This is a genomic window from Streptococcus suis (genome assembly GCF_017601095.1).
Taxonomy (GTDB): domain Bacteria; phylum Bacillota; class Bacilli; order Lactobacillales; family Streptococcaceae; genus Streptococcus; species Streptococcus suis_Z.
On record NZ_JAGFUX010000008.1, the window covers coordinates 52,318 to 78,737 of the forward strand.

30 protein-coding genes are annotated in these 26,420 nt (G+C 44.6%); 6 read left to right on the top strand and 24 right to left on the bottom strand.

Going from position 1 to position 26,420, the window contains the following annotated elements; all coding sequences use genetic code 11:
• Positions 1 to 2: 2 nt before the first annotated feature.
• A complete protein-coding gene (locus J5566_RS07855; protein ID WP_208562822.1) occupies positions 3 to 704 on the bottom strand; it encodes an ABC transporter ATP-binding protein in 702 nt (233 codons plus the stop codon).
• 88 nt (positions 705 to 792) lie between these two features.
• On the bottom strand, positions 793 to 1,128 hold the full coding sequence (locus tag J5566_RS07860) for a helicase BlpT (RefSeq protein ID WP_208562823.1): 336 nt from the start codon (positions 1,126 to 1,128) through the stop codon (positions 793 to 795).
• Between the two features lie 149 nt (positions 1,129 to 1,277).
• Between J5566_RS07860 and J5566_RS07865 the strand changes: the two genes are divergently transcribed.
• Entirely contained in the window at positions 1,278 to 2,003 is a 726-nt protein-coding gene (locus J5566_RS07865; RefSeq protein WP_208562824.1) for a hypothetical protein, read from the top strand.
• 228 nt (positions 2,004 to 2,231) lie between these two features.
• Here J5566_RS07865 and tpx read toward each other — a convergent pair whose 3' ends face one another.
• Positions 2,232 to 2,717, bottom strand: a complete 486-nt coding sequence (gene tpx / locus J5566_RS07870) for a thiol peroxidase (protein ID WP_208562825.1) — start codon at positions 2,715 to 2,717, stop codon at positions 2,232 to 2,234.
• A 161-nt stretch (positions 2,718 to 2,878) separates the two neighbouring features.
• On the opposite strand from tpx, the gene J5566_RS07875 reads away from it, so the two are divergent.
• Genes J5566_RS07875 through J5566_RS07890 form a run of 4 tightly spaced genes read left to right on the top strand, consistent with a single transcriptional unit; the run spans position 2,879 to position 6,023 of the window.
• Positions 2,879 to 3,733 (top strand): DNA adenine methylase, encoded by an 855-nt coding sequence (locus J5566_RS07875; RefSeq protein ID WP_208562826.1) that lies wholly within the window; start codon positions 2,879 to 2,881, stop codon positions 3,731 to 3,733.
• Positions 3,723 to 4,520, top strand: a complete 798-nt coding sequence (locus J5566_RS07880) for a DNA-methyltransferase (protein WP_208562827.1) — start codon at positions 3,723 to 3,725, stop codon at positions 4,518 to 4,520. The genes J5566_RS07875 and J5566_RS07880 overlap by 11 nt, the downstream gene beginning before the upstream one ends.
• Positions 4,517 to 5,116, top strand: a complete 600-nt coding sequence (locus J5566_RS07885) for a PD-(D/E)XK nuclease superfamily protein (RefSeq protein ID WP_208562828.1) — start codon at positions 4,517 to 4,519, stop codon at positions 5,114 to 5,116. Before J5566_RS07880 ends, J5566_RS07885 begins: the two co-directional genes overlap by 4 nt.
• A 1-nt stretch (position 5,117) precedes the next feature.
• A complete protein-coding gene (locus tag J5566_RS07890) occupies positions 5,118 to 6,023 on the top strand; it encodes a type II restriction endonuclease (RefSeq protein ID WP_208562829.1) in 906 nt (301 codons plus the stop codon).
• Positions 6,024 to 6,047: 24 nt separating this feature from the next.
• On the opposite strand, the gene J5566_RS07895 is transcribed toward J5566_RS07890, so the two are convergent.
• The 12 genes from J5566_RS07895 to ybeY form a co-directional block, all read right to left on the bottom strand.
• Positions 6,048 to 8,498: a heavy metal translocating P-type ATPase gene (locus J5566_RS07895; protein ID WP_208562830.1), complete on the bottom strand. Its 2,451-nt coding sequence runs from the start codon at positions 8,496 to 8,498 to the stop codon at positions 6,048 to 6,050.
• A gap of 90 nt (positions 8,499 to 8,588) precedes the next feature.
• Positions 8,589 to 9,446, bottom strand: coding sequence for an SAM-dependent methyltransferase TehB (gene tehB, locus J5566_RS07900; protein ID WP_208562831.1), 858 nt, complete (start codon positions 9,444 to 9,446; stop codon positions 8,589 to 8,591).
• Positions 9,447 to 9,527: 81 nt separating this feature from the next.
• Complete coding sequence (gene smpB, locus J5566_RS07905) at positions 9,528 to 9,995, bottom strand: SsrA-binding protein SmpB (RefSeq protein ID WP_002935771.1); 468 nt, start codon at positions 9,993 to 9,995, stop codon at positions 9,528 to 9,530.
• A gap of 2 nt (positions 9,996 to 9,997) precedes the next feature.
• Positions 9,998 to 12,367, bottom strand: a complete 2,370-nt coding sequence (gene rnr, locus J5566_RS07910; protein ID WP_208562832.1) for a ribonuclease R — start codon at positions 12,365 to 12,367, stop codon at positions 9,998 to 10,000.
• 273 nt (positions 12,368 to 12,640) lie between these two features.
• The gene (gene secG / locus J5566_RS07915; protein WP_208562833.1) at positions 12,641 to 12,880 is read right to left on the bottom strand and encodes a preprotein translocase subunit SecG; all 240 of its coding nucleotides are present in this window, start codon (positions 12,878 to 12,880) and stop codon (positions 12,641 to 12,643) included.
• A gap of 45 nt (positions 12,881 to 12,925) precedes the next feature.
• Positions 12,926 to 13,075, bottom strand: coding sequence for a 50S ribosomal protein L33 (gene rpmG / locus J5566_RS07920; RefSeq protein ID WP_172043894.1), 150 nt, complete (start codon positions 13,073 to 13,075; stop codon positions 12,926 to 12,928).
• Entirely contained in the window at positions 13,075 to 14,280 is a 1,206-nt protein-coding gene (locus J5566_RS07925) for a multidrug efflux MFS transporter (protein ID WP_208562834.1), read from the bottom strand. Before J5566_RS07925 ends, rpmG begins: the two co-directional genes overlap by 1 nt.
• Complete coding sequence (gene coaE, locus J5566_RS07930; protein WP_208562835.1) at positions 14,267 to 14,869, bottom strand: dephospho-CoA kinase; 603 nt, start codon at positions 14,867 to 14,869, stop codon at positions 14,267 to 14,269. Before coaE ends, J5566_RS07925 begins: the two co-directional genes overlap by 14 nt.
• Positions 14,862 to 15,689, bottom strand: a complete 828-nt coding sequence (mutM, locus tag J5566_RS07935; protein WP_208562836.1) for a DNA-formamidopyrimidine glycosylase — start codon at positions 15,687 to 15,689, stop codon at positions 14,862 to 14,864. Before mutM ends, coaE begins: the two co-directional genes overlap by 8 nt.
• 56 nt (positions 15,690 to 15,745) lie before the next feature.
• Positions 15,746 to 16,645, bottom strand: a complete 900-nt coding sequence (gene era / locus J5566_RS07940) for a GTPase Era (protein WP_208562837.1) — start codon at positions 16,643 to 16,645, stop codon at positions 15,746 to 15,748.
• A 17-nt stretch (positions 16,646 to 16,662) separates the two neighbouring features.
• Positions 16,663 to 17,064 (bottom strand): diacylglycerol kinase family protein, encoded by a 402-nt coding sequence (locus tag J5566_RS07945; protein ID WP_208562838.1) that lies wholly within the window; start codon positions 17,062 to 17,064, stop codon positions 16,663 to 16,665.
• On the bottom strand, positions 17,045 to 17,542 hold the full coding sequence (gene ybeY, locus J5566_RS07950; RefSeq protein ID WP_208562839.1) for an rRNA maturation RNase YbeY: 498 nt from the start codon (positions 17,540 to 17,542) through the stop codon (positions 17,045 to 17,047). The genes J5566_RS07945 and ybeY overlap by 20 nt, the downstream gene beginning before the upstream one ends.
• 131 nt (positions 17,543 to 17,673) lie before the next feature.
• Here ybeY and J5566_RS07955 point away from each other — a divergent pair, with 131 nt between their 5' ends.
• Complete coding sequence (locus J5566_RS07955; RefSeq protein WP_208562840.1) at positions 17,674 to 18,480, top strand: MurR/RpiR family transcriptional regulator; 807 nt, start codon at positions 17,674 to 17,676, stop codon at positions 18,478 to 18,480.
• 54 nt (positions 18,481 to 18,534) lie between these two features.
• Here J5566_RS07955 and J5566_RS07960 read toward each other — a convergent pair whose 3' ends face one another.
• From J5566_RS07960 to J5566_RS08000, 9 genes are all read right to left on the bottom strand, one after another.
• Positions 18,535 to 19,503 carry an alpha/beta fold hydrolase gene (locus J5566_RS07960; RefSeq protein ID WP_208562841.1) on the bottom strand — a complete coding sequence of 323 codons (969 nt, stop codon included), beginning with the start codon at positions 19,501 to 19,503 and terminating at the stop codon, positions 18,535 to 18,537.
• An 8-nt stretch (positions 19,504 to 19,511) separates the two neighbouring features.
• On the bottom strand, positions 19,512 to 20,402 hold the full coding sequence (locus J5566_RS07965; RefSeq protein WP_208562842.1) for an ROK family protein: 891 nt from the start codon (positions 20,400 to 20,402) through the stop codon (positions 19,512 to 19,514).
• A 9-nt stretch (positions 20,403 to 20,411) separates the two neighbouring features.
• Complete coding sequence (locus J5566_RS07970) at positions 20,412 to 21,332, bottom strand: dihydrodipicolinate synthase family protein (RefSeq protein ID WP_208562843.1); 921 nt, start codon at positions 21,330 to 21,332, stop codon at positions 20,412 to 20,414.
• Between the two features lie 19 nt (positions 21,333 to 21,351).
• On the bottom strand, positions 21,352 to 21,981 hold the full coding sequence (locus J5566_RS07975) for a DUF624 domain-containing protein (protein WP_208562844.1): 630 nt from the start codon (positions 21,979 to 21,981) through the stop codon (positions 21,352 to 21,354).
• A 17-nt stretch (positions 21,982 to 21,998) separates the two neighbouring features.
• Positions 21,999 to 22,448: a YhcH/YjgK/YiaL family protein gene (locus J5566_RS07980; protein ID WP_208562845.1), complete on the bottom strand. Its 450-nt coding sequence runs from the start codon at positions 22,446 to 22,448 to the stop codon at positions 21,999 to 22,001.
• 29 nt (positions 22,449 to 22,477) lie between these two features.
• A complete protein-coding gene (locus J5566_RS07985) occupies positions 22,478 to 23,308 on the bottom strand; it encodes a carbohydrate ABC transporter permease (protein ID WP_208562846.1) in 831 nt (276 codons plus the stop codon).
• Between the two features lie 13 nt (positions 23,309 to 23,321).
• Entirely contained in the window at positions 23,322 to 24,209 is an 888-nt protein-coding gene (locus tag J5566_RS07990) for a carbohydrate ABC transporter permease (RefSeq protein ID WP_202848259.1), read from the bottom strand.
• Between the two features lie 85 nt (positions 24,210 to 24,294).
• A complete protein-coding gene (locus J5566_RS07995; RefSeq protein WP_208562847.1) occupies positions 24,295 to 25,608 on the bottom strand; it encodes an ABC transporter substrate-binding protein in 1,314 nt (437 codons plus the stop codon).
• Between the two features lie 78 nt (positions 25,609 to 25,686).
• Positions 25,687 to 26,385: an N-acetylmannosamine-6-phosphate 2-epimerase gene (locus J5566_RS08000; RefSeq protein WP_208562848.1), complete on the bottom strand. Its 699-nt coding sequence runs from the start codon at positions 26,383 to 26,385 to the stop codon at positions 25,687 to 25,689.
• Positions 26,386 to 26,420: the final 35 nt, after the last annotated feature.

Here is a 26,420-nt window from a genome sequence, read left to right on the forward strand (position 1 = left end):
TCCTAGTACTCCAAGCTGGCAATGTCCTGCAGTGTTGGATTGAGCTCGACCGAATGCACACGGGCATCCCGCATCCGAATGACACGGTCTGCAATGGGGGCCAGGGCACTGTTGTGGGTCACGATAATGACGGTGGCTCCATTTTCTCGGGACATATCCTGCAGGATTTTCAAGACCTGCTTGCCAGTCTGGTAGTCCAAAGCACCTGTCGGCTCGTCACAGAGGAGGATTTTGGGCTTCTTGGCAACCGCTCTGGCAATGGAAACCCGCTGCTGCTCTCCGCCAGAAAGCTGGGCAGGGAAGTTATGGAGGCGGTGCCCCAGACCGACCTGAGTCAAGACTTCTTCAGCATCCATGGTATCCTTGACAATTTCTGCAGCTAATTCTACATTTTCCTTGGCAGTCAGGTTGGCAACCAAATTGTAAAACTGGAAGACAAAGCCCACATCGTCTCGGCGGTAGTTGGTCAGTTCATGACTAGACAACTTGGCGATGTCCACACCGTCAACCCAGACCTCCCCCTCATCGTTGCTGTCCATGCCACCTAAGATATTGAGCAGAGTGGATTTGCCCGCACCAGATGAGCCTAGAATGATGACCAACTCACCCTGCTCAATCTCAAAGGACACGCTGTCATTGGCCACAATGGTCGCATCGCCCATCTGATAATATTTTGAAGACTGATTGACTTGGATATAGGACATGGTACACCTCGCTTCTTCTCTTCCTAACAACTGTATTCTTACTACTTATTATAGCACAAAAGAGGGTTTTCACCCTCTCCTTCATCTTTTACACTTGAGCAATGGCAGAGCCACCATAGAGTTTGAGTTCTTCTCTGATTGTTTGGTAGTAATAGCGATCAAATGCCCGCCATGCCTGCCTGCTAGTCTCACCCAATCGCAGATCACCCAGTCCGACCAAAAAGCTGGTCGAACGATAAAATTTCTCAATCGCAATCAGCTCAGAGTTGGTAACCGACTTGGCCTCCGACAATATGCGTGTTGTCTCTGTCAGGTTATGCTGGAGTCGTTGCTCATCTGCTGTTCCTATTTTTTCTATTTGAAAGGCCCGATCCAAGTCTTGAATGAGAGCCAAAACATCCTGAATGATCCGTGTCTTTTCCATAGAAGACCCTCCTAGTTTTTGATAAATTTAGTATATCAAATTAGACAAAGATATTCAAGTCTATTCAGACTGACTGGGTTGAATTTTCGAGCAGTCTATGCTACAATACCTCGTACGCAAACGTTACCATTTAGAAAGGTTTTGAACATTTGAAAAAAGTATCTCTATCTCCATTTGCTTGGAGTGCAATCTACCTGACAGTATCTTGGTTGATTTTCTTGTTCCAAGTGCCACTATTTAACAAGTTAATCCAAGGTCTTTTCCAGTTTGACCTAGAAAACATCAGCAATCTGATCCAAGACCAGCTGGTCCAGGGCTGGGTACGACGGGCAATCCTGCTCCTACTTGTCATGGTCCTCATCTGCCTAGTAGAAATCATTCTCTTCTATTTCCTAACTGGCAAGCTCATCAAGACCTTCAAGCTCATGGATGGCAAGGTTAATAAGCTCATTCTTGGGGGCTACTGCCTCTTGTTCTGGGGATCAATAGCATTGATTATCTTTGGTTTGGTGACTAGCCTTTCAACTGGTCTGGACTTATGTAGAAATATCCAAGTCCTGCAAGAACTGGATTTTCAGATGATTGGGGCAGACATTCAGGCTCTGATAGTTGAAACTCCTCTGACGAAAATCGGTGATGTGCAAGCCTTGTTTGACAGCATTCAAGACTATATTCGTGACAACAGCCTCTTGCTGGCAAGCAAGGAATCGCTGGTACTTCAAGTCTCAAAACTCCACGCACTCATCAGTGTCTGGTCAACTGCCTACCTAATCCTGCTTGCCCTGCTCAGCTATTTCCACATAAAAGACTGGTGGACCAAGCGGACGCCAGGCAAGCCAATTGTCAAAATCAGTCTAACCATTGAGTGTCAGTAAACTTGTTGAGGCTGGGACAAAAGTCCTGGCCTCCTTAGTTTTTTTCAATCGTTAAACTTGACGCAGTGGTTGAGTGGGCTCTAATTAGCTGATTATATCAGCTTTTACAGCCCTACTCAACTGTGCGGGGGTGGGACTACAAAATCGAACCCTGCGGGTTACCGATTTTTGTCCCACCCCCTTTTGCTATCAAAAAAACGATGCCTGTTCCGGCACCGTTATATTCTTTTATTTAACAACCTCTAAAGCTGCTTCATAGTCGGGATGTTCGTTGACATTGTCCAGGTATTCCACATAGGTGATTTCATTGTCGGCATTGAGGACAAAGACCGCACGCGCCAGCAAATTCCATTCTCGCATAAGTACACCATAGGATTTTCCAAAGGCATGGTCATAGTAATCAGACAGGGTTACTGCATCTTCTAGACCTGCAGCCCCGCACCAGCGTTTCTGGGCAAAGGGCAGGTCAGCTGATACAGTAATGACAACCGTATTGTCACGGTCAGCCAGTTCCTGATTGAAGCGACGAGTTTGGGTATCGCAAATCCCTGTGTCAATAGAAGGCACAACACTGATGACCTTGGTCTGCTTGCCAAAGTCTTTCAGACTTTTCAAGCTCAAGTCATTGGCCATGAGGACAAAATCAGGGGCCACATCACCCACCTGCAAACGTGGACCTACCAAGGTCACTGGTTTTCCAATAAAGGTTGTCATAAAACATCTCCCTTGCACTTAATATATTTATTGTAAGCGTTTATGACGAAAATTACCAGTTTTTTGACTGGTATTTTTCGTATGCAATATCCCCATAAGTCCTTACTTCAATTTTTGCACCAATTCAGCTTGCAACATACAAGTATGATATAATACTTAGTATGGATACAAAATATACTAACCACGTTCAACTCCGCCCCTTTACAAAATGGACTGGCGGAAAACGCCAACTCCTATCAGCAATTGAACCCCTCCTTCCGTCATCTTTCAATAATTATTTCGAGCCATTTGTTGGAGGAGGCGCCCTCTTTTTCAATCTTGCTCCTAAAAAAGCTGTTATCAATGATTTTAACTCAGAACTAATAAACTGTTACCAAGAAATCAGACACAACCCACAAGAATTGATTGACTATTTGCATAAACATGATGCAAATAACTCGAAAGAATATTACTTGGAATTAAGAGCTGTTGATAGAAGTGATAAAATTAATTCAATGTCAAGTACAGAACGTGCAGCTCGAATCCTCTATATGTTGCGAGTTAATTTTAATGGTCTATATAGAGTGAACTCAAAGAATCAGTTCAATGTGCCTTATGGTCGCTATAAAAATCCTAAAATTGTAGATGAAGAACTAATTTTATCTGTTTCACACTATTTAAATGCTAATGAAATTTCTATTTTAACAGGAGACTTTGAAGAGGCGGTAAAAAATGTAAATACGGGAGATTTTGTCTATTTCGACCCCCCATATATTCCCTTATCAGAAACAAGTGCCTTTACCTCCTACACCCACGAAGGTTTTTCTTATAATGACCAGGTACGCTTACGCAATACCTTTAAGAGGTTGAGCGACAAGGGAGCATATGTCATGCTATCAAATTCTTCTAGTCCACTAGTCGAAGAACTCTATAAAGATTATTATATTCACAAAGTCAGTGCCACTCGAACAAATGGAGCTACTGCAAATAGTAGAGGAAAAATTTCAGAATTTATTGTCACAAACTATGAAAAATAACGAATATAAGTATGGAGGTGTCTTAATGAACAAACCATACTATCACAAAAACAAGGCTATCCTTGTACATGCAGATACATTTGATTTTCTTTCCAAAATGAAACCCGAGAGCATGGACATGATTTTTGCTGACCCTCCCTATTTTTTGAGCAATGGAGGAATGTCTAATTCCGGAGGTCAAGTTGTGTCAGTTAACAAGGGAGACTGGGATCAAATATCTTCTCTAGAAGAAAAACACGATTTTAATCGTCGCTGGATACGACTGGCAAAATCAGTTCTAAAACCCAATGGTACGATCTGGATTTCAGGAACTTTACATAATATCTACTCCGTAGGAATGGCTCTGGAAGAAGAAGGATTTAAAATTCTTAATAATATCACTTGGCAAAAGACCAACCCTGCCCCTAACCTCTCTTGTCGTTACTTCACTCATTCAACTGAAACGATTTTATGGGCCAGAAAGTCAGACAAACACGCTAAACACTACTATAACTATGATTTGATGAAAGAAATCAACATCGGAAAACAGATGAAAGATGTCTGGACAGGCGGTCTCACTCCTAAATCTGAAAAATGGGCTGGTAAACATCCCACTCAAAAACCAGAGTATTTATTGGAACGAATTATTTTAGCCAGTACCAAAGAAGGAGATTATATTTTAGACCCATTTGTTGGTAGTGGTACAACAGGTGTTGTTGCAAAGAGACTGAATCGTCGCTTTATCGGAATCGATGCTGAACGAGATTATCTAAAAATTGCAAGAACTAGATTGGAGAATATCGAATGATTAAAGGCGGTGTTGGTGGAGCGAATACCCTTACAGGTCTGGCTTTTGAATTAAAAACAGACTTACCAACTTTTATTGCAAATCAAAGTGGTTATGAAGTGATTGAAAATGACTACGATATAAAAGTTTCCAAAAAGACCGGAAATTCTATAAAAACAAAACGAAAAGCCACTTCTCGTTGGCTTGTAAAATTTAATGGGCAAGTAGTTGCAACTATTTTTCAAAAACATGGGCTCTACCGCTATTTTGATGAGGTTGGATTGGACTATCATACCATAATATCTAAAAAGTTATTACCTGATGACTCGATTTTTGTCATGAAAAATAATACTGTCTTTATCATTGAAAAAAAGACTCAGAGTACAGAAGGAAGTGTCGATGAAAAATTACAAACTTGTGATTTCAAATTAAAACAGTACAAAAAATTATTCTCACCACTGAATAAAGAAGTCAAGTATTATTATCTATTGGATAAATGGTTCCTAGACCCAAAATATAAAGACACTTTAGATTATATTATTAGCGTAGGCTGCGATTATAGATTTGAGTACATTCCGCTAAAAGAGTTTGGACTACCACTGCCGGAGGAAAAATAATATGGATTTTTATAGTTACATTAACTCCCCTACAACTATTCGATTACAAACATTTCTTGATAGCCTTTCTATTACCAATCGCACTCCGGAATACTATGTTAATTGGGAAAAGGTTGAGAGAGAAACAAAAAAATTTGAACTAGAATTACATACACTCAACTATCTTATCGGAAAAGAAGATATTTATGTTGAAGCTCTCACCCTATTCTCACAACAACCCAATTTATTGAAAGCCATTCCGAGCCTAATTGCTAGTCGTGATAAAATTTTAGATATCCTATCTATTGATGAACAAGACAAAATGAGCTTCATGCAACTTGACTTCTCTACTATTGATGTGCAACGAATTCATGAATATGTTGACTTTATTGAGCAAACTGGACTTCTAGATTTCTTACAACATAAAGCGAATCGCTCATTAGTGGATTATGTCTATGGAGTGGAAGCTGGCTTAGACAGTAACGCTCGTAAAAATCGGAGCGGAACAACTATGGAAGGTATCATTGAACGCCATATTGCTAAACTTTGTAAGGAATTGAATCTCACTTATAAAGCTCAAGCTACTGCCCCCTTCATACAGGAAAGCTGGAGTATTACAGTTCCAGTTGATAAATCAGAACGTCGTTTTGACATTGCCATATTCTCAAAAGAACAAAATAAAGTATGGTTAATTGAAACCAATTATTACGGCGGTGGCGGAAGTAAATTAAAAGCCGTTGCTGGAGAATTTACTGAATTAAATCAATTTATACAAACTTCTCACGATGATGTCGAATTCATTTGGATAACAGATGGACAAGGTTGGAAGACTGCACATCTCCCTCTCTCAGAAGCATTTGGCCATATCGTCAATGTTTTTAACTTAGAAATGTTAAAAAATGGATTTCTAGCTGAATTAATAAAATAATAGAGCAGATTTTATTCTGCTCTATTATTTTATCTCCACCCGTTTCAATCGCAGAGCGTTTAAGAGGACGGAGACTGAGCTCAGACTCATGGCTGCTCCTGCTAACATAGGATTGAGCAGGGGACCACCGAACAAATGAAGAATCCCCATGGCAACTGGAATGCCCAATACATTGTAGGCAAAGGCCCAGAAGAGATTTTGTTTAATGGTTCGCATGGTCGCTCGGCTGAGCGTGAGGGCTCGCGGTACGTCTAACAAGTCACTCCGCATCAAGACCACATCTGCGGACTCGATAGCCACATCGGTACCAGAGCCAATGGCTAGACCCAAATCAGCCTGTGCCAAAGCAGGTGCGTCGTTAATGCCGTCTCCGACCATGGCCACTCGTTTGCCCTCTGCCTGCAAGACCTGGATCTGACGAGCCTTGTCTTCTGGCAGGACATCGCTAATCACTCGGTCAATCCCGACTTCCTCGGCAATAGCCTGAGCAGTTTTTTCGTTATCACCTGTCAGCATGACCACTTCCACTCCTTGCTGACGCAGTTTAGCGATGGCTTGACGACTGGTGGGTTTTACCGTGTCGGCTACGGCGATAAGTGCCAGAAGTTGACCTGCTTCTGCTAGATACATAGGAGTTTTGCCTTGACTGGCTAATCGCTCTGCCTGCTGGCTGGCAAGTGCAGTATCCACACCTGCCTCCACCATCAGCTTGGCATTGCCAAAGAAAATGGTCTGCTCTGCTATGGTCACCGACAAGCCTCGACCTGCATGGGCCTGGAAGTTGGTTGTCGGCAAGAGCTCCAAATCCGCCTGCTTGGCCGCATCCAGAATGGCCTGGCCCAGAGGGTGCTCTGAGTTCTGCTCGCTGCTGGCTGCCAACTGGAGCAGTTCCTGCTCTGTCCGATCCGAGAAGGTAATCAGGTCTGTCACCTGCGGCTGACCTTGGGTGATAGTGCCTGTCTTATCAAAGACCATGACCTCAATCTTGGGCAGGATTTCCAAGGCCTGACCGGACTTGAAGAGGACGCCGTTCTCCGCCCCCTTGCCCGTACCGACCATAATCGCTGTCGGTGTTGCTAGTCCCAGTGCACAAGGACAGGCTATGACCAAGACTGAAATGGTGATGGACAGAGAGAAAATCCAGGAATGTTGCCCCAAGAGCAACCAAGCTAGGCCTGAGAGTACCGCAAGCCCCATGACAATGGGTACAAAGACTGCCGACACCTGATCGGCCAGCTTGGCAATGGGTGCCTTAGTGCCTTGTGCTGCCTCAACCAGCTGGATAATCTGAGCCAGGCTAGTGTCCTGACCCACACGGGTTGCCCGAAAGTGAAAGGCACCAGTTTTATTAAGGGAGGCACCGACCACCTGATCCCCGACAGACTTGCTGACGGGCAGACTTTCACCTGTCAACATGGACTCATCGACAGTCGATTGTCCCTCAACCACGACGCCGTCCACCGCAATTTTTTCACCCGGCCGGACGATGACAATGTCACCCACGACAACATCTTCTAAGGCCACCTGTACTTCCTGCCCATTACGTAGGACCTGAGCCGTCTTGGGTGCCAAGTCCATGAGGTGCTTAATGGCTTCTGACGTTCTCCCCTTGGATACCGCCTCCAGATACTTGCCCAGCGTAATCAGAGTCAAGATAACAGCCCCCGACTCAAAATAGAGTTCTGGATGCCCACCATGTCCCATCTCGCCCGCATCTTGAGCGATTAAGGCAATCATTATAAGGCCTTGGACAATAGCAGAGCTGGTACCAAGGGCAATCAGGGAGTCCATATTGGGATGACCTGCTAGCAAGGTCTGAAAGCCCTTGGTAAAAAAGCTTCTTCCAAGATAAACCACTGGTAAAATCAGGATAAACTGAGTCAAGGCAAACATCATAGGTTCATGCAACCACTGAGGCAGGGGCAAGTTGACCATGGGACCCATAGCAATATAAAGTAAGGGGAGGGTGAAAACTACTGACCAGATAAAACGAGTCCAGAGACTGGCAATCTGCTCCCCTTGTCTGTCTGTCAGATCTGTCTGTCCCTTGCTTGCTGGCTTGATAGCCTTGTAGCCTGACTTTTCAACTGCTGATAAAATTTCACTTGCACTCAAACGGTCCTTGTCATAGGTGAGGCTTGCCTTTTCTGTCGCCAGATTAACCGCTACTTCTTCTACACCAGCCAGTTTTCCTAAGGCCTTTTCAACCGTCATGGCACAGGAGGCACAGGTCATGCCCTCAATAGCATAGGTTTCCGTCACAAGATTGCGGACCATACTATATCCAGACTTTTCCACCGCCGCCTCAATCTCTGCCAAGCTGAGAAGGTCTGGATTGTAGCTGACACTTAGTTTTTCCGTTGCCAGATTGACACTGGCTTCTTCGACTCCTGTCAATTTCCCGACAGCTTTTTCAACTGTCATGGCACAGGAAGCACAGGTCATACCTGCTATTCTGACACTTTCTTTTTGCATAGTTTCTCCTTTGACTACATTTGTAATCACATTATACACAATTCGACTACATTTGTAAACGAATTTGTTTCAAAAAAGAGAGGTTGCCCTCTACTTCTTCCTTGCCAACATGGTCGCAAACCGCATCTTGAGGAAATTGCCATCTTCATCACGCTTATGGAGCTGACCAAAATCTTCATTATACTTGACCAATTCCCAGTCACGATAGTATTCCTTCAACTCACCTTCGCCGAAAGTAAAGGAGAAATTCATAGGACAGGGGGCATCTTCCGTATCCATGGCCGCCACGATCAAGTTATAGCCACCAGGTCGTGTTTGCTCCTGCATATTGCGGATAATGGCTGGCACCCGATCCCGCTCCAAGAACATGAAGACCACGGTCGAGATAATCCAATCATAGTCCTGCTCCAAACTGGCCGAGTTGATCTCATAGGTTCCAGCTTGCAGGTCCAAATCCTCCATCTCCTTTATATGATGTAAGATTTGAAGACTTTGCTCATCCTTATCTACCGCAATCACCTCAAAACCTCTTTGGGCCAAATAGAGACTATTTCGCCCCCGACCAGAACCTAAATCCAATACCTTGCATGGCTCAATCATTTTCAAAGCTTCTAAAACCTCTGAGTGCGTTCGACTCAGGTTGTATTTTTTAGCAAAAAAATCCTCTTGCTGACAGAAAAATTCCAAGAAAAACTCCGTATCTTCTGTCAATAAGGCTACTCGATGCCAAACCTCTGGTTCCACAAAAGGGATATCATCTGCTGGACCATAGACAAATTCTCCCAAAATCTCATTGTCATCTGAAATCGGCTCAAATTTGAGCTGACCCTTCAAAACCTTGATTTTAGCCCAAGTACCCACCTTGGTATTATGCTTAGTCAAAAAATGCTGGGGAACCGTATCCTGATTCCAAATGGGCATGCGTTTGTAAGGAACTAAAACAGTCATTTTCTCTCCTTTCCATGCTATTGTTGTAGAAAAACTTCATGAAGTTTGCAAGCAACAAAAGACCAGGATTTCTCCCAGCCTCTATCTACTATTGATAGCCTTCATAGTCCGCTTAATATCACGGTCTTGTTCACGGCGTTTAATTGACTCCCGCTTGTCGTAGTCGTGCTTCCCTTTGGCAAGCCCAATCAAGACCTTGGCAAAGCCGTCCTTGATATAGACCTTGAGGGGCACCAGGGTCATACCTGTTCCCTTGACCTCATTGCCCAGAGACTCGATTTGCTTCTTCCGCAAGAGAAGTTTGCGGGTCCGCGTTGGCTCCTGGTTCCAGATATTGCCCTCATCGTAGGGAGCGATATGGACATTGACCAACCAAGCCTCTCCCTGCTTGATCTGGGCAAAGCCGTCCTTGAGGTTGATCCGCCCCGCACGAATAGACTTAATCTCCGTCCCCGTCAGGACCATCCCCGCCTCCACTGTATCGACAATGGTATAGTCGTGGCGGGCTTTTTTATTCTGTGCAATCACATTGCCCTCACCCTTGGCCATGCCTATCTCCTTTTCTTCTTGTTCTTTTTAGCCACTTCTTTGTAAAATGGTTTCTTTTTCTTGTCTTTTTTCCCACTTTTTGACTTGTGGTCTTTCCCAGACTTGTGATGTTTGCTGTCGCGACCAGCAGCTTCTTGTTTGTGGTGCTTGCCCCGTCCTCGCCCTGACCGATCATCACGGTCACGGTTGGAGTGACTAGCAGTTCTCCGCTTGGCTTTCAGAGCTTTTTCCACAATATCCAGCTCGGACGGAACGTGGGCAAAATCAATCTCCCCTGTCATCTTGTCTGCCCGCGTTAGCTTGATACGAATTGGCTGACCGACACGGAAGACACGACCAGATTTCTCACCCTGTAAGGTCAGAGTCCGCTCGTGGAACTGGTAGTATTCGTTGAGGTTGGTGATATGAATCAGACCTTCAACCGTATTTGGTAACTCGACAAAAAGCCCAAACTTGACTACGCTAGACACCACACCGTCAAACTCTTGCCCAACAAATTCTTGCATGAATTCTGCCTTCTTCATGGCTTCGACTTCCCGCTCTGCCTCAATGGCACGGCGTTCTAAACTGGACGAAGACTTGGCAAGCTCAGGAATAACCTGCTCAAAATGCTCTGCTTTTTCCGCAGGATTGTGACCATATTCCCGCACCATGCGGTGAACCAGCAAGTCGGGATAACGGCGGATAGGACTGGTGAAGTGGGTGTAGAACTCGGCACCCAGTCCGTAGTGGCCGTGGTTGTGCTCCGAGTAGCGTGCCTGCTGCATGGAACGCAGCAACATCATGTTGAGAACATCCGCATAGGGCTGGTCCTTGACCCGCTCCATGAGGTCCTGTAGGGCATCCTGGCTGATAGAGCTAGCCGTTCCATAGACGGTCAGACCAAAGCTGGTCGCATAGTCGATGAACTTCTGCAGCTTGTCCGACTTGGGCTCCTCGTGGATCCGATAGATGAAAGGCAGATCCAACTTAGCAAAATGCTCGGCAACGCACTCATTGGCCGCCAACATGAAGGACTCAATCATCCGCTCGGCAATGCCCCGCTGACGCAGCTGGATATCGACTGGCAGACCGTCCTTGTTGACGATGATTTTGGCTTCAGTCGTGTCAAAGTTGAGGGCACCGCGTTTGTAGCGCATGGTTTCCAGGGTTTCATGGAGTTTGACCATGAGGTCCACACTTGGTACGATTGCCTTATATTTAGCAAGCTTTTCCTGATTGCCTGCAATCATGTCATTGACATCAGAATAGGTCATGCGGAAGGTCGTTTTGATGACCGTTTGGCCAATCCAGTGCTTGACCACCTTGCCCTTGCGGTCTATTTCCATAATAGCCGACTGGGTTAGACGGTCCACGTTTGGATTAAGAGAGCAGATGCCGTTTGACAGGCGTTCTGGCAGCATCGGCACCACACGGTCGGTCACATAGACAGAAGTCCCACGCTTGACAGCTTCCTGGTCCAAGGCAGAACCTTCGGTCACATAATAGCTGACATCAGCGATATGGACACCCAACTCCAGATTTCCGTTCTTAAGTTGCTTGATATGGACCGCATCGTCCAAGTCCTTGGCATCCGCACCGTCGATAGTAAAGATGATTTCATCCCGCAAGTCCAAGCGTCCTTCAAAGTCTTTCTCAGATGGACTTTCTGGCACCCGATTGGCCTCCGCCAAGACTTCATCTGGAAACTCCGACACGATGTCCATGGATTCCAAAACTTCCAAGACATCGATTCCTACATCGTCCTTATGCCCCACCACATCCCGAATGGTCGCGACAAAGTGGTCCCGTTTCTTATTGGGATAGGCTTCAATGTCAACTTTGAGGATTTCCGTTCCGGTCAATACCAGAGGTGACTTCTTAATGTAAATCTTCTGAGCAATTTTCTGGTTTTTAGACTTGATGTAGCCTACATACTCTGGCTTGTCTTCGTCAAAAACAATCAAGCCCACCGCTGTTTTCAGGCTATGTTCTAAAATATCAATGACTTCCGCTTCCGCAGCGGTTCCCTTGAGCCTGTTCGCCACTTTCTTAATGGCCACTTCCACTCGGTCGCCCTCGATAGCGAAGTTGACATCGTCACGGCTGACAAAGAGGTCATCTTCCTCCTCATCAATAGTCACAAAGCCAAAACCAGACTTGTGGGCACGAAAAATCCCCTGTAAAGTGACCTTATTTTTGGATACTTTAGGTACTGGCAGAGCGATTCGACCCGCATTATCAAAGACAAGTTGACGACTGCCTTCCATGCTCGAAACCAGCTTGACCAAGTCTGTAAAAGTCTTAGCAGAGCTAGCTCCAAACTGATCGGCCAGCTGGTCCATGGTCACAGGACCAACTTCTTTAATATAGTTTATAATATCGTTTTTCATGTTGTATTTACCAGAGTGCTAGTTAAGAATCTAGCACTATTTCTCTTAGTGTGCGTTATATCCAGACGCAGTGGTTGATTGCTCCAACAATCAAATGATTGTTGGAGGTGGGAGATAGGATTTGCAAAGCAAATCTCAATAGTTCGCGAATAACGCTCCGAACCATACCTATTCAACTTATGCGGGGGTGGGCAGACGAACTCTTTATACCTGTCGAGTTCTGGCCCACTCCCAAAAAAATAGACCAAGAACAAGTTCCCAGTCTTTTTTATCTTACATACCTGTACTTGAAATAACTACCAAGGCTAGGGCAACCAACATCCAAATCGCTACCAGAATAGCGGTAATGCGTTGCATCACTGCTTCAAATCCACGTGCCTTTGTTCGTTCAAATAAGGCACCGTTAGACGCATCAAAAACGTTGCTAGACTGGTTTTTTGCTGGCTGAATAAAAATCACCGCAATCAAAATAACAGATAAAATCAAAAGAATGGCTAATAATACTTGATACATATTTTTTCTCTTTCTTCAATAACTTCTGCCATTATACCATAAATACTATTTTGTTTCAATATGAAGGGTTACTTTTCTCTCCTTTGGACAGTATTTAAGGACTTCTATCTTTCCTGGATGGGTTTTGGAGTTCTTACTAGTCAGGTAATTTTTACTACCACACTCCGAACATTGCAAATTGATTTTAACTCTCACTAGATCTCCCTTAGTTTCAAATAGTTTCTAAAATTGGTCAAGGACCACAGTAAATTAAACAAGACTAATCCGCTGGACAGGTAAAATACCCAGTCATAGCCCAAATTTGCAGCCACTGACGACCCCATCATGGGTCCTACAACAGAACCTAGATTGTTAAAAATCTGGTTATAGGAAAAGATTCTGGAAATCCCTTCTTTTGGTGTCAGTTTGGTCAATAGCGAATTGACCGAAGGCAAGAGGGCGCCAGTCCCAAAGCCATAGAGAAACCGCAAAAGACCAAGTTGGAAGGGATTTTGAGCAAAGGCGCATAAAATGTTGATGAGTAGGCTATAGACCAAGGCTAGTAACAATAGTCTATGATTACCAATCTTATCACCTATCTTCCCAAGATAACCTGAAGTCACTAGCGATGCCATACCAGGTAAGGAAATGATAAAACCAGCCACAAAGAGTAGATTATCTGTCTGCCCCAAATGCCGCACATAAAGGGTCAAAATTGGCACCACAGCTTGAGCCGCAGCAATGATGACCATCGAGGTCACAAAGAGTCCAACCAACATCTGCCTATCTTTGACCTGTGCAAAGACCTCTTGAACGGACATAGCATCACCTTTTTTGACAGGGACAAAATCTTCACGAATATAGAATACTGTCAGTACAACCACCAGAGCATAGAGCAGACCAACCAGCAGAAAGACATTGTGGACACCAAACATCTCCGCCAGAATACCTCCTAGCGTTGGTCCAATCAAGTTTCCCGCTACTGCCCCGGTTGACAAGGTCCCTAGGGCATAGCCTGTTTTGTCCTTGGGCACCTGACTAGCAATCAAGGCCGTCGCATTGGGAATATAACCCGTAAAGACACCGTTCAAGACCCGCAGGACAATCAGCCAAAAGACATTAGGCACAAAGGCCATGCCTCCCATAGTAAAAATCATGGCAAAGGCCGCCCGCACCATCATGGGCTTGCGACCGTATCGATCTGCCAAACTACCCCAGATAGGAGCCATAACCGCTGCCGCAAAGGCATTGGCCGAAACCGCCAAGCCTGCATAGTATTCCACCTGACCAGCTCCCACTCCCAGCTCCTCCACGAAGACCGAGATAAAGGGCATGACAAGGGTAAAGCTAACTCCAGTCAAAAAGTTACCCAGCCAAGCCACCTTCAGATTCTGCTGCCAAATTCGACTACCCTCGTCCATCCTTCATTTCCTCCAAACCTTTGGCCACCTGCATCAAGGTCGCCTCCACTGCTCCGCTATTGTCAATCACAAACTGGGCCTTGCTCCGCTTTTCCTCTAAAGAAAGCTGAGCAGCCAGCCGATTTTCTGCTTCTTGAACAGATAAACTATTGCGTTTTATAAGCCGTTCCAACTGCTGCGCTCGATCGACATAGACCAGCCAGACTTCATCTACTTCCCCACTATAATCCGCCTCGTAGAGCAGGGGAATATCCATGAAAACAACATCCTCAGTCTGCTTGAGAGCATCCCTTCTGGCCAGCAACTCCTGCCTGATAATCTGGTCTTGCAAGACTGATAAACGAGCCCGCAACTTGCTATTCGCAAAAACAGCTTGACCCAGCTTAACCCTATCTAAATTTCCATCTGCCGATAAGATGTCTTGACCAAACTCTTTCAGCAAAACCTGGTAGAGCTTGCCACCCTTGGCCTGTAATTCATGAACAACCGCATCCGCATCAATGACTGGATAACCTTGTTCTCTCAGAAAAGCTGTAACTGTTGATTTTCCAGAGGCGATGCCACCTGTTATTCCGATAACTTTAGCCATTTTTCACCTGACACTTGGGACAGAAATGTGTCCCCCGTCCGCCCAACTGGATTTTGACAATCTCTGTCTGGCAACGGGGACAGGCCTGCCCTGTCTTTCCGTAAACTTGTAAATAATCCTGCATGGTCCCATCCATGCCCAAGGTATTTTTATAGGTCCGAATGGTTGAGCCACCTTTTTCAATTCCTAGTTGCAAGACTTCGATGGTGGCTTGACGGAGGCTAGCTACCTGCTCTGCTACTAACTGACAACTGACTTGAGCAGGGTGGACTTGAGCTCTAAACAGGACCTCATCGACATAGATATTGCCCAAACCAGCAACTAAAGACTGGTCCAAAAGATGTGTCTTAATGGGCCTTTTCGACTTGGCTAACTTGACTGCAAATTCTTTTAAGTCAAAATCCGCTTCCGTCGGCTCAGGACCAATTTTTCGACTGAGAAAATAGGCATCCACATCTGCCTTGCCCAGCAGTTCCATTGTGCCAAACTTGCGGACATCCTGATAAACCAAGGTTGAATCGTCCGTAAAGGTGAAAAAGGCATGAAAGTGCTTGTTGGCAGGCACCTGGTCAGGAAAGAAATTATACTTACCTTCCATCCGCAAGTGGGAAATGAGGACATGATCCGTCAGGTAAATCAAGAGATACTTACCCCGACGATCCACATCCACAATCTCCTGACCAAGCAAGTCCTGACAGAAGATATCCACACCAGTCTTAATCATAGGGGCATAGGTTACTTCTACCTTGGAAATAACCTTACCTCTGACTAGCCGATTCAAACCACGACGAACCGTCTCAACCTCAGGTAATTCGGGCATACTTATCCTCCTCACAGAAATTGCTGAGCTCAGCCCAGCAATCTACTTTAACATTCTTAATACTCTTTCTCATTATAGCCAAAGTCGGCGAGGTCTAGTTTTTTGTCACGCCAGTTTTTCTTAACCTTGACCCAGGTTTCGAGGAAGACTTTGTCGCCCAACATCAATTCAATATCACGGCGGGCCATGGAGCCGATTTTCTTGAGCATAGCTCCTTGCTTGCCAATGATAATACCTTTCTGGCTATCACGCTCCACCATAATCGTCGCACGAATGTGGACCTTGTCGGTAAATTCATCGCGTTTCATAGATTCGATGACAACTGCCACAGAGTGCGGAATTTCCTCACGAGTCAGGTGTAAAACCTTCTCCCGAATCATCTCAGACACCAAGAAACGTTCTGGGTGGTCGGTAATCTGGTCTGCTGGGAAATACTGGAAACCTTCGTCCAGATTTTCTTTTAGAATTTCCATGAGGCGATTGACATTGTTGCCCTGCGTGGCAGAAATGGGCACAATTTCCTTGAAGTCCAACTGTTGACGGAAATCATCAATCTGCTCCAAGAGTTGATCTGGGTGTACCTTGTCAATCTTATTGACAACGAGGATAACTGGAACCTTGGCTTGTTTGAGGCGTTCCATTATCATGTCGTCACCCTTGCCTCTTTTTTCATCGGCTGGCACCATAAAGAGCACCGTATCCACTTCACGAAGGGTGCTATAGGCAGACTCCACCATGAAATCCCCCAAAGCTGTCTTGGGCTTGTGAATTCCCGGCGTATCAATGAAGACAATCTGCTCTTCTTCAGTTGTATAAATCCCCATAATCTTGTTACGGGTTGTTTGAGCCTTATCGCTCATGATGGCAATTTTCTGCCCCATTACATAGTTGAGAAAGGTTGATTTCCCAACGTTTGGACGACCTAAAATCGCCACAAAACCTGACTTAAATGTCATGATTTCTCCTTAACTCTTTAAAAAATCAATTCCCAAATTTTGGGAAGAAAAATCAACAATCCAACTAAAACAGCAAAACCTGACACAAACAAAACAGCCCCTGCTGCCATGTCCTTAGCATTTTTTGCCAACATGGAAAAATGATAGTCTGACGCCAAATCCACTACATTTTCAATGGCGGAGTTGACAATTTCAAATGCGATGACCAGGCAGACACTCAACAGCAAGAAGAGCCATTCGGTCATGGACACCTGGAAAATCAGACCGGCAAGAATGACTAAAACGGCGGACACAAGATGTTTGCGCATGTTGCGTTCTTCCTTGAATGCCGTAAACAGACCGGTTGTAGCGAATTCTAAACTGGCCACCAAGTCCCGGTTCTTCCATTTTTTCTGTGATTTATTCTCTCGTAAGTCCATAGGTCGTCAAAATTTCTTCTTGTAAACCAAACATTTCTGCTTCTTCTTCTGGCGTATAGTGATCAAAGCCATTGATATGCAGAAAACCATGTACTGCCAAAAAGCCCATTTCCCGCTCAAAACTATGGCCGTAATCAGCGGCCTGTTCTTGCGCCTTTTCAATGGAAATGAATAACTCACCGATATAAGCATCAAAGTCTTCCATCATTTCAGCCAAATCAGGATCATCCAACAAGTCTTCTTCATCAAAGAAAATCTCATTTTCAGGCTTATACTCAAGGCTGACCACATCTGTTGGGCGGTCGATTCCACGGTATTCCAAGTTGACCTCATGAACACGCTCGTTATCCACAAAAGTCACAGCCATTTCCTTATTTTCTTTTCCGATTTTTTTAGCAGCGTATTGGAGCAAGTCTTGAATCTGTTCTTGCATCTCAACGGATACTTGACCCGTCTCATCTGTCATTTCGATAAACATTGCGTCACCCTACTTTCTGGCTCTATTATAACACAAATTACCAAAAAGAGGCGAAATGCTCCACCAGCACATAGGCAATCCTCGAAATTTGTGGTAGACTTTTAGTATACTAATCGAAGGAGTTGAGGGATTTGTCCAACCACCAGCACATCAGTTCGTTAATCGAAAGCAAACTCGACAGCATGACCAAGCTTGAAAAGATGATTGCTTCCTATTTTATCAACCTCGAAGAAAGCCCTGATCTTTCCTTGGAAAAAGTTCGTAGGGACCTTCATGTCTCTGCTTCTGCCCTGACCCGCTTTGCAAAAAAATGCGGTTTTTCAGGCTACCGTGAATTTGTCTTTGAATACCAAAACAATCAGCAGTACCTTGTTGAAAACTTTGAACATATCCAACGAAGTCTCACCAAGCGAGTCTTGATAGACTATGAGGAAATCCTCCACCTCACCAATAGCCTGGTAGATGAGGACCGATTGGAAGAAATTGCGACTCTGATTGACAAGAGCCAACGGGTTTATTTTTACGGAATCGGTAGTTCTGGCTTGGTTGCTATGGAAACCAAGACACGTTTTATGCGCTTGGGAGTGGTTTGTGATGCTGTGACAGATAGCAACAACCTCAAATGGACTACCAATATTTTAGATCCATCTTGTCTAGTGATTGGCCTATCCCTTTCTGGTCAAACAGATGAAATCATTGACAATCTCCGGATTGCTGCCCAAAAAGGAGTCCCCACTGCCCTCCTTACCTCCCAGGCAGTCAAGATGGATCCTCCTATCGAACAAATTCCGGTTGCTTCCGTTCGGCACCTTAATTACGGCAACCGTATTTCCCCCCAAGTTCCGCTCCTCATCATGCTTGACATCCTCTATGCCTACTTTCATGCCATGGACAAGGACAAAAAAGAAACCATTTTCCAGCATACGATTGTTGAATAAAAAAATCCCCGGCTCATCATCTGATGAGCCGGGAATTTTTTTAGGAGAAGTTGGCTAATCTGTAAAAAACTGCGTTCCAAGTAAGTAATCAAAGACATAGTCATTGACTTTCACATGCATGGCATCATGGCCATAGTCCGGCATGATTTTCATTTCTCTTGGACCTGCGAGTCGGTTGTAAATGGCAAATTGAGTAGAAGGTGGACAGACACTATCCTCCAAGCCTGTCACCATAGCAACAGGACAGGAAATCAAATGCGCCAAGTTTTTCACATCGATATAAGACAAGGTCTGTAAAACCGCATCTTCTGTCTCGTGAAATGGATCAGAAAACTTGAAATATCGGAAAAGTTCATCATAGGCCTCACTATGATTACCTAATTCCAAAACCCGCTTAAAATCAGACAGAAATGGATAAATCGCCACCGTTTTTCCAATCCGTTGGTTTAGAGCTGCCGCAACCAAGGCCAAGGCTCCACCCTGAGATCCTCCGTAAGAAGCCAGACGCTTCTTGTCCACAAAGTCAAGGCTTGCAATAATTTCCACCAGTTGATAGACATCCAAGTAAACATCCTTGTAAAAGAGGTGGTCGGGACCCTGCAACATACCACGAATAACCTGGCCTTTGACAGTCATCCCATCAAAGCGGCCGTGGTCCTGAGAATGCCCCGCCTGGCCTCGAACATCCATGGCAACAACACCAAATCCCGCTGCGACAAACTTAAGTAACTCTGTCCAATCAGGACCTTGTCCTTGGTAACCATGGAAGTAAAAGAGAACGGGGACAGGCTGATTAGACTTAGGAAAGAGGCATTTAGCAAATACCTTGGAACCATTGGTCCCTTCAAACCACAAGCTAGAACAAGTTACCTGATCTAGGCCACACTCCTTGTCCACAAATTGATGAACAGGCAAGCCTTCTAGCTTATCTTTTTCAGCCCGCCAAAACTGATCAAAGTCTTCTGGTATCTCATGGCGACCTCGGTAGTCCTGCATCTCCTGCAGGGACATTGTATCAATCATAGCTCCTCCTAACTCAGACCTTGCTTTTGTTGGAAGTGATAAAAGGCACCCAGCATACCAGCTGCATTCTCATGCTCTGCAAAGGCAAGTCTGGTCTTGTCTGCTAGGCTAGAAACCAAGTTTTTCTTAAGTGCTGCCTGGATTTTCTCAAAGAGATAATCCTTTTGCGCCATAATACCACCACCAAGAATGACCACTTCTGGATTGGCTACATAGCAGATATTGGCAATACCTTGACCAAGATAGTTGACCATACGGTCAATGGCAGCAATACAGTGGGCATCTCCTGCCTTGGCTGCCTGGAAAATCTTATAGCCATTCCAGTCTGCTGAATCCTGATTATGTAAACGAGCCACTTCTTGGACAAGAGCCGTCGTTGAAGCCAGGTCTTGGAAAGCCCCATCTGAAAGGTGGAGATAGCCGACCTCACAAGCCGAATTACTAAAGCCATGGAAGATTTGACCATCCACTAACAAGCAACCTCCAATGCCCGTTCCAATGGTCAAGCAAACGGAAATCCGACTACCTTGACCAGCGCCTGAAATCCCTTCAGCCAGCCCTGCACAGTTGACATCATTTTCAATCTCGCAAGGAAGACCCAAAGCTGTTTCTATTTCAGACTTAAACTGAGTACCAGCATAGTTTGGAATTTGTGGCCCTGAATAGAAAATCTCTCCTTTGTCAGGGTCAACCATCCCAGCCGAAGAAATGGCTACTCCAGAAAGGGGGGCTTGGGCATGAAAATCTTCCACAAGTTTTTTGACTGTCGCTAGGATATGGGGACCACCCTTGTGGGCTTCTGTGTCTATCTTATAACTTTCCAGGATCTGACCTGCTTCATCTAGGCGGCCGTATTTAATCTGAGTTCCACCAATATCAATGGCAAGATAGGTTTTCATAGACACCTCCTAGGCACCAAATCTTTCCTTAGCATCGCGAATGGCCTGAGCCGCTTCTTGAGCAATAATCAAATCTGCTTCTGTTAAGGCAGTTAGAGGTTCCCGAACAGAACCAATATCCAAGCCATCATTGATACGGATGACTTCCTTGATGACAGCGTACATATGACCCTGACCGGATACCAGTTTTCCGATGATGGTATTAATGGTTGCCTGTAATTGACGGGCTGTTTCCAAGTCCTTGTCCGCAATCAATTGGTTCAAACACAGGAAGAGTTCTGGCATAGCACCATAGGTACCACCAATTCCTCCTTTAGCCCCCATAAGGCGACCACCTAAGAATTGCTCATCTGGACCATTGAATACCACATAGTCCTCGCCACCAAGTGTTACAAAGGTATCAATATCCTGAACCGGCATAGAGGAATTTTTCACCCCAACTACACGTGGATTTTTCAACATTTCCTTATAGAGACTTGGTGTCAAAGACACACCTGCCAGTTGCGGAATATTGTAGATGATGAAATCGGTGTTTGGTGCAGCTGCACTAATGCCGTTCCAGTAAGCTGCGATGCTGTACTCAGGCAAACGGAAATAAATCGGTGGAATAGCTGCAATAGCATCGACACCCAATTCTTCCGAATGACGCGCTAGCTCCACGCTGTCCTTCAAATTGTTGCAGGCCACATGGTTGATGATGGTCAATTTACCCTTGGCAACTTCCATGACCGCTTCAAGAATTTGCTTGCGGTCTGCCACACTTTGGTAAATGCATTCACCAGATGAACCATTGACATAAAGCCCTTGAACACCCTTGTCAATGAAATACTGGGTCAAAGCCCGAACACGTTCCGAAGAGACTTCACCATTTTCATCATAACAAGCATAAAACGCTGGGATGATTCCATGATATTTTTCTAAGTTTTTCATTCAAAAACCTTTCATTCAACTATTTTTTATGCAAAGCAAGTAAAAAGAGATAGAGTAAACCAGCATAGCCAATGGTGCCCAACAAGGATAGGACCAGCAAGAGACTAAATCCAGACCACAAGGCTAGAAGGACCAGAACAACTTGAACCAGAACAACTAACAGGGTCAAGGATAGACGGACCCCAACCAGCAAGCCAGCATGCACCAAGATTTCTTTCAGAGACCGATTCATTTCCCCAGCCAAAGGATAGGCATATAGAAAGAGCAGGCGACTGAAAACAAACACTGCAACACAGATGACTTTAAAAACTTCGAAAACTGGTGCTTGCATGTCCCGAACTAGATAGAAATCACCGAGACTAAAGAGGAGTAAAACAAGGTCCATCCCACCAAGCAACAAACCTACTTTCCACTTGGTTTTGGCATGGCTCATAAAAGCTTTTACTGCCGCAATTTTTCCCTCCTGTCTCAATTGATCTAGACTAGCAACTAGGCTGATTTGGGCAATCCCAAAGGTAACAATTGGAAGAGCCGTCAGGACAAACAGCAGGTTCAAGACTAGAACAGTCCATACCTTTTCAGCCAACTGCCAGACTGGATGTTCCACATCAAATAAAGATTTCCATGCTGTTTGAACCTGTTTGTGCATGACCGAGCTCCTTCTACTTACTTCATTAAAATTTTAAACACTAATTTTTTGACCTCTTGGTCCTGACCCATAAATTGGTTAGGTTGGTGCAGTTCCTGTGGAAAACACAAGAGAAAATGATGACCATCCAAGATGAAATCCACCCTGTCTTCAATAGAAGTAAAACCGATGTCTCCCTCTTCTTTAAAAGTTGGATCAAGCGCTTCTTCAGAAGAATAAGATATTTTTTCACTCCCCTCCAAAACCACATGCAAATCTGCATAGCGCTTGTGGTATTCAAAAATCGGGCTAGATTCCAAGGCTAACTGATTGTCCTGAAGAAAGAAGAATACCTGGTCTCCTTGACAATCATATCGCCCTGCTGCTAGTTGGTCAAAACCACCTTCGGCTAATCGATCCAAGGCCATATCTAAATTTGGATCTAATCCCTTGTAGTGGAGGGCTTGATCGATTCGATCATAAATCATAGACTTTCTCCATTTTCTCTGCGGTTTTCCTACCCCTTCACCGCACCCATGGTAATACCTTGGGTAAAGGATTTTTGGAAGACAAGGAAGACTGTAACAATAGGAACTGCAGCTAGGGCTGCACCCGCCATGATGACACCATAGTTGGTTGCCATTTCAGCCTGCATGGTTGCAACTCCCAGCGAAATGGTCAAATTCTGACGTGATGTCAACATAACCAACTGCATAAAGTAGTCATTCCAAGAATTGATAAATGTAAAGATGGCCAAGGCTGCAAAACCTGGTTTTACGATTGGGAAGGCAACATTCCAAAAGGTTGATACTTCACCACAACCGTCAATCTTTGCAGATTCTAAGAGCTCAGTTGGGATATTTTCAGAGAATTGCTTCATCAAGAAAACACCGAATGGCCAACCAACTAGTGGCAGAATAACCGCAGCTAGCGTATCATGAATACCCATGAAATTGATAATTCGTACCAGGGGAACCAAGACAACCTGTTTAGGCAAGGCCATGGCTGCAATAAAGATTGAGAACAAAATCCGCTGTCCATAGAATCGTTTCTTAGCTAAGACATAACCTGCTAGAGAGGATGTTGAACAAACTAAGACCATGGTTGCTAATGAAATAAAGACTGAGTTCCCCAACCACTGCCAAGCTGGGTTTTGAACTGTCAATTTGGTGAAGTTTTCAAGCGTTGGCTGAGTTGGCCACCATTGCGGTGGAATGACAATTGTATGCGGTTGGGATTTGAATGCCCCCGTCATTATCCAATAGAATGGGAAAATGAATAGAATGGTCAAGAGGAGCAAGATGATGGTTGTCAAAACCGAAAAGATAGAAATTGGTTTCTTTTTCATAGCTTCCTCCTTTCTAATATTCTACGTCGTTGCCCAAAATCTTAAACTGGGCAAAGGAAATCAGTGCAATCATGACTGCCAGGAAAACACCCATGGTATTGGCATATCCATACTCCGATAGTTTAAAAGCCTTTTCATACAAGTAGTACATAAGGGTTGAAGTTGAATAGTTTGGCCCACCAGAGGTCAAGAGCTGAATCAAGGCAAAACACTGAAAGGAGTTGATGGTGGTAATAATTGCAATGTAAAGGGTTGTTGGCAAGAGACTAGGCCACTTGATTTTCCAGAAGACCTGGTTCTCTGTTGCCCCATCTACTCGCGCTGCTTCCACTAGGGAATTATCAATATTTCCCATAGCTGCAATATATAGTATAATCGGCTGACCGACTGATGTTGTCAACAAGATGATAATGATGGCTAACAAGGCCCACTGTTTGTCCCCAAGCCAGCTGATGTTTTGCTCGATAACACCACCTGATTTCAGGACAAAGTTCAAGATACCAGATAGGGGATCATAGATCCATTTCCACACGACTGTAACGGCAACCGAACCTGTAACTACTGGGAGGAAGAAGACCGCCCGATAGAAGGAGCGCGCAATCACATTTTTCTCATAGGTTTGAGAAGCGATGAAAACAGAGAACAAGACCACGACTGGCACTGAGCCAACTACAATGATGACTGTATTAATCAGGGACTTGATGAAAATCGGATCATTGAACATCCGAATGTAGTTATCCAAGCCAACAAAGGTGAAATCTGTCATCGTGTAGTTGAAGAAACTAGTGACAAATCCCATGATCATTGGTGCTAGGACAAAGATGGTAAAGAAGACCAGAATTGGGGCCAAAAATGTGTAGGACACAATGGTCTCCCGCATTCTAATTTTATTAATCCTCACGATGAACACCTCTAATTCTGAACAGAAAATGCTCCTTTTCGACATCCAATATTTTGACGGTGAAAAGGAGCATCAAATTCTTTAATTATTTAATGGTTGCATTTGCTTGCTCTGTAAATTCTTTCAAAGCAGGCTCAGCTTCTTTTTCGCCATTTGATACAGCTTGCAACATTGGGAACCAAAGTGTTCTCATTTCAGCAAAACCGTCAATGGTGTTGTAGTATGGAGAGTAGTATTGAGTCCACTCTTCAATCATTGCCATGCGCTCATCATCATAGAGTGCTCCAAATGATGTACGAACTGGGAAGGCACCTGTACGAACAACGTTCTTAGGACCCCATTCAGCATCGTCTGCGATGAACTGGATGAATTTCTTAGACGCTGCTACACGTGCTTCGTCGCCATTGTTAAAGACTGCAAAGCCGTTTACAAGGTACTCAAGGGCTGCTTTACCATCTTCAGATGGGAATGGTACTTCAAGCACTTCTACTTTAGATTCTTCTAACAATTGTCCTTGGATACCATTTTGCGCAGGACCCCAAAGGATGGTGTAAGATGTTTGGCCATTTGCAAAGTTTTGGATGTCGTCGCCACCTGCATATTGTGAGCCATTCATCATGTAACCGTCTTTAATCCAGCCAGCTGCCTTATCCAAGGCTTTGATCATTTGCTCTGAATCAGTTGTATATTTGGTTACACCTTCATCAGTGATGCTTCCGCTGTAGAGGTTTGCCAAGAAGGCACGAGTACCTTGGTCACCACCTTGACCGTTAGAGAAGAGGGAACCTGGGTTGTAACCTTTGTCTTTTAAAGCTTTGATCACTTTTTCAAAGTCGTCAGTTGTCCAGCCATCTTTGACAAGATCAAGAACACCTGCGTCTTCTAGCATGGCCTTGTTAAATGCCATGTAGAAAGGTGCTGAACTGAGTGGGTACATATAAGCTGTATCACCAGCTTTAGATGCTTGGATAATATTTTGGTTGGCTACATCTTTGACAAACTCATCTGTGAAGAGGTCATTCAACTCAGCCAATTTACCATTTTTTCCGTAAGTGATGATACGGCCTGGTGCGTCAAAAAGAACGTCTGGAGCAGTACCTGCTTCAATTGCTGTTGTAATTTTTTCAGGACCAGATGTAAAGTCAATGGTTTCGAGTTTTACAGTGATGTCTGGGTTTGCTTCCTCAAAAGCAGCAATAATTTTTTGCTCATAGGTACCAACACCATCTTCTGTGTTCTCTTGAGTGAAGACTGGGAAGGCCCACCATGTAATCTCTGTCTTCTCTGTGCCTGCAGCCTCAGATGAAGACGTTGCAGTCGAGTCACTAGAGCTTGAACCACAAGCTGCTAGTGAAAGAACCGCAGCACCTGCCAACAATGAATGGATGATTTTTTTCATCATTCTTCTCCTTTTTTCTTTTTTTGTTTCCCGATTGGGAATGATTTGATACCACATTAAAGTAGGGATAACTGTTGATCAATCGAGGGCACGAATGAAACGCTCAGCGATTTCTTTAGGACGGGTGATCGCACCACCAACGACAATCCCAGCCACCCCTAAATCATTGATTAGTCTTGCTTCGGCTGGATAGTGAATTTTCCCTTCCGCAATGACATCAATTCCTTTTTTAACGAGCTGGTCAATCAACTCAATATCTGGACCTGCTTCCTGACGGCTATAAGAGGTATAGCCTGACAAGGTCGTCCCAACAAAATCAATTCCAGCTTCATGGGCGACTAAGCCTTCTTCATAGGTAGAGATGTCTGCCATGAAAAGTTGGTCTGGATATTTTTCTCGAATTTGATGAATGAAGTCTTGAATCTCTAAGCCATCATAGCGCTCACGTTTGGTACAATCCAAGGCGATAACCGCAATGTCTAGGGCAGCCAGTTCATCGATTTCCTTCATCGTTGCGGTGATAAAAGGCTCCTGAGGCGGATAGTCCCGCTTGATAATGCCAATAATCGGCAACTGGGTTACTTCTTTTATCTCCTGGATATCTCGCACACTGTTGGCCCGAATACCAACCGCACCTGCTTCTTCTGCTGCCCTTACCAAGAGAGGAATTACACCACCTTCTTCTCGATAGAGAGGCTCGCCCGGCAAGGCCTGACAGGAAACAATAATTCCGTTTTTAATTTGTTTCTTTAATTCTTCCTTGCTGATCTTTGTCATTCTTTCACTCCTTTTTATTTGCGTTGCAACAGTCA

Excerpts from the sequence above, each read along its gene's own strand:
- J5566_RS07885 (WP_208562828.1), top strand. The coding sequence starts at position 4,517 with ATGATTAAAGGCGGTGTTGGTGGAGCGAATACCCTTACAGGTCTGGCT.
- J5566_RS07890 (WP_208562829.1), top strand. The coding sequence starts at position 5,118 with ATGGATTTTTATAGTTACATTAACTCCCCTACAACTATTCGATTACAA.
- J5566_RS07945 (WP_208562838.1), bottom strand. The coding sequence starts at position 17,064 with ATGGACTTACGAGAGAATAAATCACAGAAAAAATGGAAGAACCGGGAC.
- tpx (WP_208562825.1), bottom strand. The coding sequence starts at position 2,717 with ATGACAACCTTTATTGGAAAACCAGTGACCTTGGTAGGTCCACGTTTG.
- coaE (WP_208562835.1), bottom strand. The coding sequence starts at position 14,869 with ATGGCTAAAGTTATCGGAATAACAGGTGGCATCGCCTCTGGAAAATCA.
- ybeY (WP_208562839.1), bottom strand. The coding sequence starts at position 17,542 with ATGTTTATCGAAATGACAGATGAGACGGGTCAAGTATCCGTTGAGATG.
- J5566_RS07875 (WP_208562826.1), top strand. The coding sequence starts at position 2,879 with ATGGATACAAAATATACTAACCACGTTCAACTCCGCCCCTTTACAAAA.
- J5566_RS07975 (WP_208562844.1), bottom strand. The coding sequence starts at position 21,981 with ATGCACAAACAGGTTCAAACAGCATGGAAATCTTTATTTGATGTGGAA.
- J5566_RS08000 (WP_208562848.1), bottom strand. The coding sequence starts at position 26,385 with ATGACAAAGATCAGCAAGGAAGAATTAAAGAAACAAATTAAAAACGGA.
- J5566_RS07970 (WP_208562843.1), bottom strand. The coding sequence starts at position 21,332 with ATGAAAAACTTAGAAAAATATCATGGAATCATCCCAGCGTTTTATGCT.
- secG (WP_208562833.1), bottom strand. The coding sequence starts at position 12,880 with ATGTATCAAGTATTATTAGCCATTCTTTTGATTTTATCTGTTATTTTG.
- J5566_RS07880 (WP_208562827.1), top strand. The coding sequence starts at position 3,723 with ATGAAAAATAACGAATATAAGTATGGAGGTGTCTTAATGAACAAACCA.
- J5566_RS07985 (WP_208562846.1), bottom strand. The coding sequence starts at position 23,308 with ATGAAAAAGAAACCAATTTCTATCTTTTCGGTTTTGACAACCATCATC.
- J5566_RS07860 (WP_208562823.1), bottom strand. The coding sequence starts at position 1,128 with ATGGAAAAGACACGGATCATTCAGGATGTTTTGGCTCTCATTCAAGAC.
- J5566_RS07965 (WP_208562842.1), bottom strand. The coding sequence starts at position 20,402 with ATGAAAACCTATCTTGCCATTGATATTGGTGGAACTCAGATTAAATAC.
- J5566_RS07855 (WP_208562822.1), bottom strand. The coding sequence starts at position 704 with ATGTCCTATATCCAAGTCAATCAGTCTTCAAAATATTATCAGATGGGC.
- J5566_RS07995 (WP_208562847.1), bottom strand. The coding sequence starts at position 25,608 with ATGAAAAAAATCATCCATTCATTGTTGGCAGGTGCTGCGGTTCTTTCA.
- J5566_RS07895 (WP_208562830.1), bottom strand. The coding sequence starts at position 8,498 with ATGCAAAAAGAAAGTGTCAGAATAGCAGGTATGACCTGTGCTTCCTGT.
- J5566_RS07980 (WP_208562845.1), bottom strand. The coding sequence starts at position 22,448 with ATGATTTATGATCGAATCGATCAAGCCCTCCACTACAAGGGATTAGAT.
- J5566_RS07925 (WP_208562834.1), bottom strand. The coding sequence starts at position 14,280 with ATGGACGAGGGTAGTCGAATTTGGCAGCAGAATCTGAAGGTGGCTTGG.
- J5566_RS07960 (WP_208562841.1), bottom strand. The coding sequence starts at position 19,503 with ATGATTGATACAATGTCCCTGCAGGAGATGCAGGACTACCGAGGTCGC.
- era (WP_208562837.1), bottom strand. The coding sequence starts at position 16,645 with ATGACATTTAAGTCAGGTTTTGTGGCGATTTTAGGTCGTCCAAACGTT.
- mutM (WP_208562836.1), bottom strand. The coding sequence starts at position 15,689 with ATGCCCGAATTACCTGAGGTTGAGACGGTTCGTCGTGGTTTGAATCGG.
- tehB (WP_208562831.1), bottom strand. The coding sequence starts at position 9,446 with ATGACTGTTTTAGTTCCTTACAAACGCATGCCCATTTGGAATCAGGAT.
- rnr (WP_208562832.1), bottom strand. The coding sequence starts at position 12,367 with ATGAAAAACGATATTATAAACTATATTAAAGAAGTTGGTCCTGTGACC.
- smpB (WP_002935771.1), bottom strand. The coding sequence starts at position 9,995 with ATGGCCAAGGGTGAGGGCAATGTGATTGCACAGAATAAAAAAGCCCGC.